The organism is Flavobacterium sp. LC2016-23 (genome assembly GCF_009674775.1).
Classification (GTDB): domain Bacteria; phylum Bacteroidota; class Bacteroidia; order Flavobacteriales; family Flavobacteriaceae; genus Flavobacterium.
On the sequence record NZ_WKKE01000005.1, the window covers coordinates 102,412 to 116,662 of the forward strand.

The 14,251-nt window shown below is 28.4% G+C and carries 14 protein-coding genes; all 14 read right to left on the reverse strand.

From position 1 onward, the window contains the following. Positions 1-12 precede the first annotated feature (12 nt). The 14 genes from GJU43_RS05640 to GJU43_RS05705 all read right to left on the reverse strand — a co-directional run bounded on the left by GJU43_RS05640 (position 13) and on the right by GJU43_RS05705 (position 14,244). Entirely contained in the window at positions 13-1,092 is a 1,080-nt protein-coding gene (locus GJU43_RS05640; RefSeq protein WP_154339844.1) for a hypothetical protein, read from the reverse strand. Positions 1,093-1,123: 31 nt separating this feature from the next. Beyond that, complete coding sequence (locus GJU43_RS05645; protein WP_195760023.1) at positions 1,124-2,098, reverse strand: EpsG family protein; 975 nt, start codon at positions 2,096-2,098, stop codon at positions 1,124-1,126. A 113-nt stretch (positions 2,099-2,211) separates the two neighbouring features. Next, positions 2,212-3,351 carry a hypothetical protein gene (locus tag GJU43_RS05650; protein WP_154339846.1) on the reverse strand — a complete coding sequence of 380 codons (1,140 nt, stop codon included), beginning with the start codon at positions 3,349-3,351 and terminating at the stop codon, positions 2,212-2,214. After that, positions 3,348-4,193 (reverse strand): hypothetical protein, encoded by an 846-nt coding sequence (locus GJU43_RS05655; RefSeq protein WP_154339847.1) that lies wholly within the window; start codon positions 4,191-4,193, stop codon positions 3,348-3,350. The genes GJU43_RS05650 and GJU43_RS05655 overlap by 4 nt, the downstream gene beginning before the upstream one ends. After that, on the reverse strand, positions 4,190-5,047 hold the full coding sequence (locus GJU43_RS05660) for a hypothetical protein (protein WP_154339848.1): 858 nt from the start codon (positions 5,045-5,047) through the stop codon (positions 4,190-4,192). Before GJU43_RS05660 ends, GJU43_RS05655 begins: the two co-directional genes overlap by 4 nt. Positions 5,048-5,210: 163 nt before the next feature. Further along, positions 5,211-6,725: an oligosaccharide flippase family protein gene (locus GJU43_RS05665; protein ID WP_154339849.1), complete on the reverse strand. Its 1,515-nt coding sequence runs from the start codon at positions 6,723-6,725 to the stop codon at positions 5,211-5,213. A 94-nt stretch (positions 6,726-6,819) separates the two neighbouring features. Beyond that, complete coding sequence (locus tag GJU43_RS05670) at positions 6,820-7,854, reverse strand: hypothetical protein (RefSeq protein WP_154339850.1); 1,035 nt, start codon at positions 7,852-7,854, stop codon at positions 6,820-6,822. Position 7,855: 1 nt separating this feature from the next. Beyond that, positions 7,856-8,896 carry a pseudaminic acid synthase gene (gene pseI, locus GJU43_RS05675; RefSeq protein ID WP_154339851.1) on the reverse strand — a complete coding sequence of 347 codons (1,041 nt, stop codon included), beginning with the start codon at positions 8,894-8,896 and terminating at the stop codon, positions 7,856-7,858. Beyond that, positions 8,893-9,759: a formyltransferase family protein gene (locus GJU43_RS05680; protein WP_154339852.1), complete on the reverse strand. Its 867-nt coding sequence runs from the start codon at positions 9,757-9,759 to the stop codon at positions 8,893-8,895. Before GJU43_RS05680 ends, pseI begins: the two co-directional genes overlap by 4 nt. Beyond that, complete coding sequence (locus GJU43_RS05685) at positions 9,756-10,313, reverse strand: GNAT family N-acetyltransferase (protein ID WP_154339853.1); 558 nt, start codon at positions 10,311-10,313, stop codon at positions 9,756-9,758. Before GJU43_RS05685 ends, GJU43_RS05680 begins: the two co-directional genes overlap by 4 nt. Next, on the reverse strand, positions 10,288-10,980 hold the full coding sequence (gene pseF / locus GJU43_RS05690) for a pseudaminic acid cytidylyltransferase (protein ID WP_154339854.1): 693 nt from the start codon (positions 10,978-10,980) through the stop codon (positions 10,288-10,290). Before pseF ends, GJU43_RS05685 begins: the two co-directional genes overlap by 26 nt. Then, positions 10,973-12,124, reverse strand: coding sequence for a UDP-4-amino-4,6-dideoxy-N-acetyl-beta-L-altrosamine transaminase (pseC, locus tag GJU43_RS05695; RefSeq protein ID WP_154339855.1), 1,152 nt, complete (start codon positions 12,122-12,124; stop codon positions 10,973-10,975). The genes pseF and pseC overlap by 8 nt, the downstream gene beginning before the upstream one ends. After that, positions 12,124-13,134 carry a UDP-N-acetylglucosamine 4,6-dehydratase (inverting) gene (pseB, locus tag GJU43_RS05700; RefSeq protein WP_154339856.1) on the reverse strand — a complete coding sequence of 337 codons (1,011 nt, stop codon included), beginning with the start codon at positions 13,132-13,134 and terminating at the stop codon, positions 12,124-12,126. Before pseB ends, pseC begins: the two co-directional genes overlap by 1 nt. 39 nt (positions 13,135-13,173) lie before the next feature. Next, complete coding sequence (locus tag GJU43_RS05705) at positions 13,174-14,244, reverse strand: Wzz/FepE/Etk N-terminal domain-containing protein (protein WP_154339857.1); 1,071 nt, start codon at positions 14,242-14,244, stop codon at positions 13,174-13,176. Positions 14,245-14,251: the final 7 nt, after the last annotated feature.

Sequence of the window (14,251 nt, forward strand, 5' to 3'; positions counted from 1 at the left end):
TTTTAAATATTCTTATTTTTTATTTTGAATTAATTTTTCTTTAATTGTATTTTCAAAAATTTCAATATCTTTTTTGACTATTAAAATGAGATCCTCACAACCTTTATTAAATGATTTGTAATCAAAATGATCAATATATTCTTCTATTTTCTCGTAGATATTTTCTTGAGATTTTACAATTAAGCCTAAATTATATTTCTCAATGAAAGTTGACTGGAAACTTTCTTCATTTACTATAATGGGTTTTTTATGAGTTATTGCTAAATAAAATCTATTACTTATTAATGTATTACTTAAAATATTTATTGGCAATACTATATTTATCATATTAGCAGGTTTTACTATATCTGTTTCATTTTTTTTTTCATAACTTCCAGTAAAAACCACATTGTTATAATTCTCCAGAGCAAAAGTCTTTAATTTTTCGCTTTCAATTCCTGCTCCTGAAAATATCATTTCAAGACCATTTTTATTACCTAGATCACAAATAACCCTTTGATTTGAATAAAAATCTCTAATTTTTCCAATTGTTAGAATTTTTAACGAATTTTTATTTAGTGATTTCCACTCTTCTACAGGTACAAAAAGATTGTTTTTCGCAACATTATGGCTTAAAATTATCTGACTATTTATTGGAAGCCATTCCAAAAAACCTTCAGATGAGACGACGGTGAAAAGACTTTTATTAATTAGTTTCTTTACGCTTTTTTTAACAAAAGGATATATAGGTGAGTAATCTCTAATATCGTAAATAAATTTGCTGCTAAATTTTTTCAACAAATAGTTTTTTAGAAAAACAGCATTAACAATTGTATGCACTAATAAAAAATCATAATTATTTTTATTCAAATGCTCTTTTACTCTTTTTGCAAAAATCCAATAATCATATATTTTTCTAAAATTATTGTTTTTAATTGATCCCTTTACGTTAATCGAAATTACTTTATGATTATTATATGTTTGCGGATTTTCATTATCTCGGTCCCATCCAATATAATCATAATCAATATTCATTTCATCAAAAACATCTGTATAATAACTTAGATATGGCTGAGATTCAATATTTCCTGACAGTATAATGCCAATTTTCATAAACTAACGTGATTTAAAAAAATTTATGTATTTATTGTAAAAACCAAAATTTATAGGGCACAAAAGAAGTTTTTGCCAATAAAAATTCATTGTAAGATTTAATATATAAATAAATATAAAAAAAAGACAACAAAAGAAAGCCTGTAATAATTGAAAATTGTACAATCATTCGGTCGCTTGAAATAAAGAACTTAACATAATATGGCACTAGATATATTAAATACAACATAAAAAATGCGCTAATTCTTAAAGAACTAATAGGCTCGAATGATAGTAAATTAAGCATTATTAAACCAAAATTAAAAAGTGTTATAAAGTCTTTATTACGAGCATTAAAACTTACTAATTTTTCATAAAACAAAAGATTAAATAATCCAATAGCATAATACAAATAAGTTATCATATTAGGCTTAACATTCTCATCATTTAAAATATAACTTTGCAATCTTGTCAAACTACTAATTCCTGCATTTAAGTTTATCAGGTAATTATACAGCAATGTTGAAATAAAGAATGACGAAATAAAGAATATAATATTTTTTGTTCTATTTAATGGCCATAGTACCAATGGTAAAATCAGAAGTCCAATAATTGACGAAATATGAAATAAACTTCCAATAAAAATTGTCAATAAAAAAAATAGATACTTTTTCTCTTTAGCAAATCGATAAGAATAAAATACAATAACGGTTGCTAGAGATTGTCTTATTGTAGATAAAGCAGAAAAAAAGAAAAGTGGCATAGAGTAATAAACTACCCACGACAATAATGGATTTATTGAATATTGTTTAATTCCATCATAAACTATTTTCAATGTTAAGTATGCAAAAATAATAAAAACAAGAGGGTAAAAATTCAAAAAACTTCCAAGCAAAAAAACGCATTTACTTAAAAATTCATACCTCGAATCTAAAAGCTCATCAAAACCTGTGTCCAAATCTTCTATATATGACATATAATCCCAGCCTACATCATATCGAAGTGCACAAAAGATGAATAATGTCAAAAAAATTATTCTGGAATTATTTTTCGATTCTAGAAATAAACATAATAGAAAAACAAAAGCAATTAATAAATAAGGCCATAAGTCGACGAAAGAAAAGACATATCTCATGAAAATTATTCCTTAAAAATTAAATTGACAAACTTAGAAACCTGATTATTCTCGAGATAATTGGTATTCATAAAAAAATTATAATCTTCAGAATTATTAAGAAACTCTTTTATACTTTCAGAGGAACTATTATCTAGTAAAATTCCTAATTTATTGCGTTTTATAATTTTTCCTAATAATCCTAATCTAGGAGCTACAACAGGAACTTTAAACTGTGCCGCATAAGAAATCACACCACTACTTTGTTCTGTATTTTTATACGGTATTAATATATAATTACTGATTAAGCATAATGACCCTAAAAAATCATAATCTACATATTCATCATATATAATTATTTCTGTTAGTTTAGAAGTATCATCTACTAAAGAATAAAAAACATCTTTGATATCATGACTAACTTTACCTGCAAAAATAAAAGAATATCTCTTTGCTTTTTCGGGATTCATTTCTAGAATACTTTGCAAAATCCCTAAGGTTCCTTTTCTTTCTGTTAATGCCCCAAAATGCAAACAAACTATTTTTTCTTTACTAATATTCAACTCATTGCGCAAATCTACTGCCCCTGTATTTGAGAGAGGCATAAAAGGATCTGGTAAGTACTTAAATTTTGAAGTTTTAAATTTTCTATTTAAATAAATGGGGGCAACGGTATCATTTAGTAAAAAAATATTTTTAAAAACACCTGATCTAGAAAATAAAATATATTTAAAAGCATCACTTATTTTTGAAAGCATTGTTGAGCCCTTCCATCGATATAAATAAATTAAGTAAATTATTCCTGAAATCTTAGTTTTTTTATTAATTAATATTGATAAAAAAGGCATAAATTCCATTAAGGAAATTAAAAAAACATCCGTAGCGTCATATTTTTTTATTTGAGTTTTAAGATACTGACAAAGGTAAAAAGACCTTTTAATGCCATTTTCTTTGAACTTTTGAAAGTTCACACTATCTATAAAAACAATTTTTACATTTTGAGATGTGGGCCAAACTAATTTATTTGAAACTAATTTGAATGCTTCTGGAACTATAAAAATAAATTTTTCTGATTCTTTATTTATGCAATCATTATAAATATGATTAAGGTATTCTAAGTGATGTCCATCCACAGAATAATCAAAAACAATAGTTACTTTATTCATATTTTTAAATTAGCTAAATCCGTTAAAAATTTATGCCTGGTAAAACCAATCGAAGCAAATATTTTTTTAAGTATAAACTTTAAAAAATAAATAAAAGGATTTGCTTTTCTAAAAAGTAGAAAAACTGTCTTATCTAATTTATAATTTGATTCATAGTGAGTAATTTTAAACAGAATATCGTTATGTAGATAATTTACAGGAAATCGTCCATAGTCTGTACAATCCATAAATGGTTTCAAATCATGCTTTTTAGTCAAAACACTAAACAAAGATTGATCCTCACGATGTGAAATATAAAATGGTTCAGAGCTGCAATCATCAAAATTACCAGTCAAAAGATTAGAATCTTGACACAAGTCTAACCAATCTTGAATAAACTTCACACTAAAATCAGTTTTTCTTATAACCATTAAACCAGCCTGTGCCTGATTTGTAAATTTATATGGTTCTGCATTAAGTGCTTTTATAACCTCTGGGTGAGTGTATTGTACTTCTAAAAGGGGCGTTTGAGTATAAAAAATATCTTGCTTGACCCCATTCATTTTATCTATCAAATAATCAATCTTATTTAAATAACAAATACCTGAATCTACATAAACAAGATAATCAAACTCATTTAGCTCTGAAAGAGTTTTACTTATAAAGTAAGGTTTCCATAACCAACAACCATCACCTCGTTTATTCTCAAATATTTTGGAATTTTTTATTTTAAAATATTCATCTACATCATTAGGAGAATAAGATATTACTTTATCAACTTTTCCAAAATGTTTTGCTGTAAACGCATTTAATTTTGCTGCTTTTTTAAAAGTTTCGTTAGAATAATTAATTGCTACAATCATACATAAATTTCTTTTCCCCAATAATTTTCAACTAATTTTATTTGTTCTTCGGTTATTATTTGTTCTTTGGAGGAAAATATATTACAAAACATTTTCTTTTCTTCTTGAATCAAAACTTGACGATTTACATCGATATTACTACTAAAAAATGGCTGTATAATTTTCATTTCTATTTTTTGGTAGTAATAATAATGAGGCCTTTTTAGAGATATGCAATAACCTATATGTGTACCAATATCATTTGACATGGTCATAGAAGACAATTCAATTAAATCTCTTAATCTATTTAAAAATCTTGGATCATTCCTTGTCCCGGCAGTAACAACTTTATACCCCAGTTTTTCGTAAATCAAATGCTTATCTTTTAATATATCCAGCCAAAATAAGGAAATAAAAACAGTGTCATAATTTTTTGACACTGCTTTTATTTCTTCTAAGAAGTCATCTTCTTTATAATTTAAATCTACCTCAGGAGAAGCATGAGTAGGAAAAACAAGCAATATGCTTCCATACTTTTTTTTGATCTGTCCTAGAGTATCTTTTTTAGCAAAATTTGGTACATAATTAATATATGGTCCAACTGTTTCGATTCTAACATTTTTTAAAAACTCGTGATCACAATTTTCTAAAACATTTTTTCGATAATCTCCATACGTATATATAACCTCAGGTTTGTTTAACCTCAAATCCTCCAATAAGACATATTCACCAAAATATAAGCCATGCTCAATTATACAATTTTCAGTAAATCCATTAGACATAGCATTTTTTACTGCCCATAAATTCCCGTAGCATTTATTTCCTATCACTCCAGGATTTTTAGACGTAGAAAAAATGGGATAAGATTTAGCCAATTTTTTATAATCGAAATAAGATATATTCCTATTAACTATAAAATAGTAATAATAAATTATTGCCGATTTTATAACTGATAAAATAAAATATAGCCTTGTTTTTCTTAATACATTTATTATCATTGTTATATCCAAAAAATTATTAATTCGTTTACTAAATACTTTAAATATTTATTATATCCGGCTTGAACAAAATCAATTTAATTATTTTCTTAAATCCTAATATCGTTTTATAATTGAGAATTAAAAAAACTACTATGGGTATGATTAAATAAATACTTTCATTATAAGTAAAGAAAATTAATATGCTTATAAAATAAGGAATCATAATCCTTGCTGGGTAAATGTCTTTTATTATTGTTTTAAAGTTGGAATCCAGATCCAGCAACCTAATTCCGCTTTTTCCTACAAAGAAAACATAAACCATATAAGTAATCATAGTACCTATAGAAAGTAAGTAATAAGGAACATTAAAAACCTTTATCATGATGTAACATAAAACAAGATTTAATCCTAAACAGCAAAACGCTAAAAAACCAAGTTTTTTTTCATTGCTTTTTGAAATCAAAAGTTCTTGATAACCAAAAGAATTTGAAAACAATACAACTGTTAGTGCAATAATGGGATAAGCCTTTTGGGCTGATTCATATTTAGGAAAAAACAATAAAAAAACGGGTACTAGCAAAATTGCAAAATGGATAATAAAATGAGAAACTGTTAAATAAGCGCTTCTTACTTCTTTTAATAACAAATAACTTTGTTCGTTTGAGAACTTAGAAAATCGGTTTAATAGTTTAGGGTAAATTAAGAACGAAAATGATTGTAGTAATAGCAAAACAGCATTTGCAAGAGTAAAAGCAAATGTAAAATAACCAAATTCAGTCACTAAAAAATAAGCACTTACAAATGATCTGGTTGTTATTATAATAAGATAGAAAGAAGTATTATACAAAAACAAATACAACCCTCTTTTTACGACCATTTTTGCCAAATTCATATCTAAATTAGGTCTTATACTAATGGGACATCTAACAATTAAAACGATAAAAATAATAATCGACGAAATTGCATTACTAATTACTAATGCCCACAACAAATCGACTCCTCTATAAAAAAAAATACATAATAGCGATATTAAAGGATAAAAAATCTGATTAAAAATTATTTCATTTAACTTTCCGTATGCTCGGTAAACATTAGAAATCAAACTATTATAAAATGCCAAAATAGCTACTATTAAAACTAAAGGAAGATAGTTATAGAAATGAAATTTATTACCAATATCAAAATTAAACACTACACTAAAGAGGAAAAAAAACAATAAAAAAATTGACAATAAACTAAGTAAAGTCAGAGAAATCCCTAATATTCTTGTGATATAATCTTTATCATCCTTTGAAATAGAAACTATGGAATTTACAGAGTGTGTTATTCCAAAATTAAGCTGCGCAAGATATTGTATAACTAAGTTAATAAACCCCCAAACACCTAAATAATAGGGCCCTAAGTAAATAGCGATAAATATAGAATTTACAAAATATAACACATATATTAAATAGGTAGAAATGGTGTAATTCAACACCTTATTCGAAGTAATTTTAGAAACTTTCGGAATTACACCTCCCTTTATAAATTTACGAGATTTATTACTTGTTAAGATTGAGGTAAAAATTTTCACTATTGATATTGTTATTTTGAAAAATTATTAGAAAACTAAAAAAATAGAAGTTTAGTATTTGAAAAACAACTATTTCAAATAACTATTAATTCTATTATTTTAAATTATTGATATTCATCTTGGCTACATAAACTGAACTACCACCAGGTGTTGCATGAGAAGAATAATAACTAAGGAATAAGTAGCCGTCTTTTACAACCATTCCGGCATATCCACAGTCTCCACCACTTTCTAAAGTTATTAGTTTTTTATATTCAAGAGTCATAAGATCATATAAACTTAAAGTTACCTGATCAGATTCCCTACCCGTAATCAGGATTCTATTATGATCTAAAAATATAAAATTTGGCCCACCAAAATTAATGATTGGAATTTCTTGAAACCAATCCCAATTATTTGTATATGAAGAAGATTTTCCGAGAAATGAATTTCCTTTACTATTTCTATATAAGGCATACATATCACCATCATCTCTAAACCTTAAGGTTGTTTCATTTGGAAATCCAGGTCTTTTTTCAAATGCATTCAAACCTTTAAAAAAAAGACCATCTTCACTTTGATATAGATCAAAAATATCAGGTGCATAACCAACACTATAAGCTTTATTCTTATGCCACGTAATTCTCCATGGCCAAGCTTCATTTCCTTTCAGTTTTTCAGTATTCTTTTTCAAATTATCGAGCAAAACATTTTTAGAATCGGACCAAACATCTTCACCCAAATATTTCAAAACATAATCCGATCTACCCAAAAAGTTAGAATTTTTAAACTGTGCTCCATGAATATACAGCATCAATTCATTTTTTTCTTCATTAACTGAAAATTTTGGATCTCGTAGATCTATGCCATCTACATTAATCGTTTTAATTATATTAAAATTGATCCCGTCTGGACTATTATAAACTTTAATAACACCATCTTTTCCTCCAACATGCAAATCAGATTCTCTAAAAGCAAGAAAAAATTGATTATTAAAAAAAACTAAATCAGTAAAAGCATTATGCAATTGATTTGATGTAATTTTTGTAATTAATATTTTTTCCCCAAGGAAAATATTCTTTATATCCTCTGAAGCACATGAAAGACAAAAAAATAAAGCAAACGTTAAACTTAGTAATTTTCTTTTCATATTATTTATTAATGTAGTCCCATTTTAATGCATCTCCTTTCTCTAAATTAACTGTAACTTTTTTTCCTAAAATTTCATTAAAATATTTAGGATGCATTCCAAAACCAGGTCTAATGGAACGGACATTTTTTTCCGTCAGTATTTCACCTTCTTTTATATCTTCAACAACGTATAAAGATCTTGAAAAATCTTTACCCTTTATTTGCTTTTCGGTTAAGGAATAATTAACAATTCCAATTGCACTTTCAGCTTCACGAACTGCTTTTACCATAGCAGTAAACTCTACTTCATTCATAGAGAAAGATGCATCGGGACCACCAATGGAGCGGTCTAAAATGAAGTGTTTTTCAATTATTTTTGCACCAAAAGCAGTCGCAACGATTGGAACCGTTGCCCCCATTGTATGATCAGACAATCCACTTATAACATTGTATCTCTCTGCGAGGTCCTTAACCATACTCATATTAGCCTCTTCAATTGGTGCCGGATAACTTGAAGTACATTTTAGTAAAGCAATATCATTATTACCAACTTTTTTGCATGCTTCTAAGGCTAGAAGTATATCTTCCTCCTCAGCTATTCCCGTTGATAAAATAATTGGTTTTCCTTTAGAAGCTACATATTCGATTAAAGGAATATCTGTAATTTCAAAAGAGGCTATTTTATAAGCCGGTACATCAAGATTCTCTAAAAAGTCAACAGCTGTTTTATCAAATGGTGAAGAAAAACAAATTAATCCTTCTTCTTTTGCTACTTTAAATAATTCCGCATGCCATTCCCAAGGAGTATATGCTTCTTTATATAATTGATAATAATTTTTACCTTCCCAAATAGTTCCTTTTATTAAAAAATCATCTTTACTACTATCAATAGTAAGAGTATCTGCGGTATAGGTCTGCAGTTTAATACAATTTGCACCTGCCCTTTTAGCCGCTTTAATAGTTTCTATTGCAACTTCAATACTTCCATTATGATTAGCTGAAAGTTCAGCTATAATAAAAACAGGACTGGAATTATTTATTTCAAACGAACCAATTTTCATATATCATCAAATTTATTATTAATATTTATATCATCGATATCATCTCGAAACTTTGTTATTTTAACTACTCCATTAGGAGTTTTAACTCTGACTGGATTAATTGTAATAATTGTACCATCAGGAACATCAGAATCGAAACCATAATCATCAAAATCAATCCAATCTATTATAATTTTTCTTTTCAAATAAAAAGTAAAAGCACCTGGATAAGGAAAAGCTTGAGCTCTGGTCCAATTATAAATTCGCTCTCGCTGCCATGACCAATTAATCAAGCCATCTTCGGGAGTCCTTTTTCCAAAATAAGTCGCAATAGAATTGTTTTGAGGAATTGTTGTAAAATTATTGCTTTCAATATTTTTTAAAACTAAAGAAACTAAAGAAAAATATTGAGACTCATATTTTTTTAAAATTGTAGCACCTGTATCTTTTGAATCTATTTTAATTTCAATCTGTTCAATTACATCTCCTGTATCACATCCTGAATCTATCAAATGAGCGGTAATACCAGTGACTGTTTCATTATTAATTATTGACCATACATGTGGAGTTCGCCCTCTATATTTGGGAAGCAAAGATCCGTGTATATTAAAAGCTAAAATTTTTGGAATTTGGATTACATTTTGCTCAATTAAAAATAAATAATTTACAGAAACCAAAACGTCACATGATACTTCTGATACAAACTTATCAGAGTTTCCATTTCTCGGATTACCAATAAATTTGGGTATTCGATTAATTTCGCAAAAGTCCTGAATTAAAACAGATCCTTTATCAGTCATAACAAATGATAATTCGTAAGCCTTATACATTTCTTGCAAAATAGTATATCCAAGGCCGCCGGATACTAATAAACCTATTTTCACTTTTGTTTTATTTTAGAATGAATTACAACATCTATAAAATTATTTTGAAATTTACAGTGTTCTTTAAGTACTGCTTCTTTTATAAAAGAAGCTTTCTCAACGGCAGTATATAGGTGTGGTCTAAGATCAAAAGCATAAATGTAAATTTTATGAAAATTCAATTCATTAAAAGCTAATTGTTCAATCAGACCTAAATATGTTAGCCAATGTGACTGAAAATATTCTTCTTCTAATTCCGTATTCATTATAAAAGAAATTTCGGCATTCATATCAATCCAATTAATATGAACTAAACCACCATATCCAATACATTTATCGTTTTCTAAAAACGAAAATAATATTTGATTTGGTTGTTCCTGATCAAAAAGATTATTAATAACTGACGTAAAATAATATTCTTGATTTTCTAAAGTTAAGGGTTTATCCTGACGTAAATGATAAATTTGCTCATTTCGCCATTTCATTATATCTAAGCGATCTTCATAGCGGATTGGAACGATCGAAAAATCTCCTTGAGAAAATTTTTGACTATGTAATATTTTGTAACAATTCATATTTTAATTCAGCTAGTTTCCAATCGACTTCATTATCAATATCCTGACCTTCCATCTCAGAAATGATTATACTTCCGGTATTTTCTGTCAATATTTTTTTTTGTTTCAAACATTTATCAATTTTCATCCAATAAAACTGTCCTGCATCATGATAACTTTTTTCTAAGTCCTGAGATCTTGACAAACTAAATTCAGGATAAAAAAAATTAATTTTGTTACCTTCAAATTTTAAACTCCTTTGAATAGGAAATCCAAAAGGAATTACTGGAAACACACTATCATAGCTATTACTGTCAAGAATCTCTAAACTTTCTGAAAGCTTTTGCGATGTAACAAATGGTGCGCATGCATAAAGACAACAAACTACTGTAAAGCACTTGTCTATTTTCTTGTAGTTTTCTAAAACTTCTTCAATTACATCAAAAGTTGTTGCAAAATCATTCGAAGTTTTATCTGATCGTAAGAATGGTACTATTGCCCCATATTTTTTTGCTACTTCAGCTATTTCACTATCATCGGTAGATACCATAACTTCTTCAAATAAACCAGAACTAATTGCTGCTTCTATTGAATAAGCTATAATTGGTTTTCCCAGAAATAATTTAATATTTTTTCTAGGAATTCTTTTACTTCCTCCCCTTGCAGGAATAATACAAAGATTAGTCATGTAGAAATTCAAGGGTTTTTTTGATTACAAAATTTTGTTCCTCTGCGGTCAAAGTCGGATACATTGGTAAACTGATACATTTAGAATAATAATCTTCCGAATTACTCAAATTTACGTCACTATATCCAATATTTTTATAATAGGGTAATTGATGAACAGGAATATAATGAATTTGTGCATAGATTTTATTTGCATGCAAATAATCATATAATCCTTTACGATCTTCAACTTCAATAATAAAAAGGTGATGTGCATTCAAAGAGTTATCTGGTAAAACCTGAAACTTAAATTTACTTTTAAAAGCTTCTTTATATTGCTGTGCAATTTCATTTCTTTTTACAACACCTTTGTTGTTTCTAGCTAATTGAGATATTCCTAAAGCTGCTTGAAAATCTGTTATTCTATAGTTAAATCCTAGCGTTTGCATTTCGTAGAACCATCCTCCATGATTTTCAACCATATTCTCTTTTGTAATTCCGTGAGATCTCAAAAGAAGTAATTTTCTATAAATCTCCTCAGAATTAGTTGTTATCATCCCTCCTTCACCACAAGCAATATGTTTTACCGGATGAAATGAAAAAACAGCTGCATCAGCATAAACACCATTTCCACAAAATTGCTTCTGATTTTTTGAATCTAGAAAATAACCTCCAGGTGCATGGCAAGCATCTTCTAAAATCCAAAGGCCATGATCATCTGCTAATTTTTTAAATGCCTCCAAATTTACTGGCAAGCCACCAAAATCAACCGGAATAATTCCTTTAAAAAAACCTTTAGGTTTACTTTCTATCAGCTCTCTTGTTTTATCTAGTGACAACAAATAAGTATCTCTATCAATATCAGCAAACCATACTTCAGCTCCAACATACCGGGCACAATTTGCCGAGGCCGCAAAAGTTATTGGAGTTGTGATTATTCTATCTCCTTTTCTTAAACCTAATGCCATAACACTAATGTGAAGACCTGCTGTCGCATTATTTACTGCAATTGCATATTTAGCATCAACTGATTTTGCAAATTTCTCTTCGAATTCTTTTACTTTAGGTCCCTGCGTCAAAAAATCAGATTGTAATGTTTCAATAACAGCATTAATATCTTCTTCTGTAATATCTTGACGACCGTAAGGAATAATTTTATTCTCCATTATATTTCAAAATTAACATCAACATGCTCTTTTATCAATTTTCTTAAAGTATCTACTGTTTCCCACTCTTCATTAGATCCAGAATTATAATTAAACCCTTCATTTACTTTTTTAGCGTTAAAATGCTTTAAAAAATCCTCTAATTTAAAATTAGGTACAGAAGGTAAAATTGTATAGTACTTACCTAAATCATAAGTATAAAATGAATCAGAAGCTGTAATCATTTCTTCATGTATTTTTTCTCCTGGTCTTATTCCTACAACTTCAATCGGACAATCAGGCGCAACTGCTTGTGCTACGTCGCTAATTTTGTATGAAGGAATTTTCGGAATAAAAATCTCACCTCCCCATGCATGTTCCATTGCATGCATTACCATATCGACACCTCCTTGAAGCGATATATTGAAACGTGTCATTGAAATATCTGTAATTGGCAATTTACCTTCTTTCTTTTTATTGATAAAAAAAGGAATTACGGACCCGTTAGAGCCCATCACATTACCGTATCTAACTACTGAAAATTTGATTGGATTAAATCCTTTGATATTGTTTGCAGCAACAAATAATTTATCTGAAGTTAATTTAGTTGCTCCATAAAGATTGATTGGAGCACATGCTTTATCAGTTGATAAGGCAACCACATTTTTAACATTTGTTTGCATTGCTGCATGAATAACATTTTGTGCACCTCCAATGTTTGTTTTTATACATTCATCAGGATTATACTCTGCTAAGTGAACATGTTTCATGGCGGCTGCATGAATCACATAATCAACACCCTGAAAAGCTCTGATTAACCTTTGCTCATCTCTAACATCTCCAAGAAAGAAACGTATTTGTGGATATTTATTCAATGGATACTCCTGTGCCATCTGAAACTGCTTTTGCTCGTCTCTTGATAAAATTATAACTTTTTTAACTGATGGATAAGTATTAAAGATATGCTTTGTAAGTGCTTTACCTAAGGATCCTGTACCTCCTGTAATTAGTATTGTTTTATTGTTTAACATATTGTATAATTGTTATTAATATTTAAAGAAGAGAAAAAATTAAGCTAACTGAGAAAATACTCGTCTAATAATAAGATAAATTAAAATTAAGAATGTTCCTAATAAGCCACCCAAAACCAAACCTTTAGCCTTACCAAATCTCTCTTTAGCTAATGGAAGAATTGGACTGTCTATAATCTGAATCAAAGGAGTTTCTCTACGCAAAGTAACTTTTGCTAATTCGGTCTGCTTCACTAATTCTGTTAATATGGCTGTATTAGCCTGAACGTCTACTTGCTTACGTCCTAATGGCGCTCTTCGTATATTAAGAGCCGGATTCAAATTAAAAGTATTATCATTTGCAACAGCAACGCCAGTAATTGCACTATTAAGTTCTCCTCTAATAGAATCAGTTTGTCTCTCAAGTATACCCATATTAATTCTGGCTTTCTTACTTTTTGTATCAATATAAAACTGCCCAACTTGGCTGGCTAAAGCTTCACAAAAAAATTTAGAAAACTGTTCATTAGTAGAAGAAACATCTATACTTATTATAGAAATCTTCTTATCTTTCTGTCCTACACTCAGATCAGTTTTAGATATCCTATTGTACATTACACCCAATATACTATCATGAACACGACTTAATGATTCTCTTTTAACGTTTGGAATAAACTCTATATGTTTGTATTTAGGATCATTACTCCATTCATCTCTCCAACCATTATTTTGAATATACATTTCTGCTAAAGAAATTATTTTTCCATTAATTTTAACTGGAGTTAATAGAGTTTTTTCAACCATAGACCTTGACTTGAATAACTCAGATAAATTAGATCCTGTAAACATTCCCCCAGCGCTTCCGCCAAGATCTAACCCCAAAGAACTGGCTAAACCTAAGGCACTCCCTATGCCACCACCACCAGATTTGTCATCTTCTAATGCAAATGATAACGTTGCAGTATAAATAGTTTTTTTTGTAAATGAATATGTCAAACCCATTGCAGATCCAACAACAGCTACTAGTGTAATAATTCTCCATTGTGAAAGCAGATATGAATACCATTCTTTTGCTTTTATCACTAATTCATTTAACGAAATTTCGCTGTTTTCAATTGGCATATTATCCATCAATGTC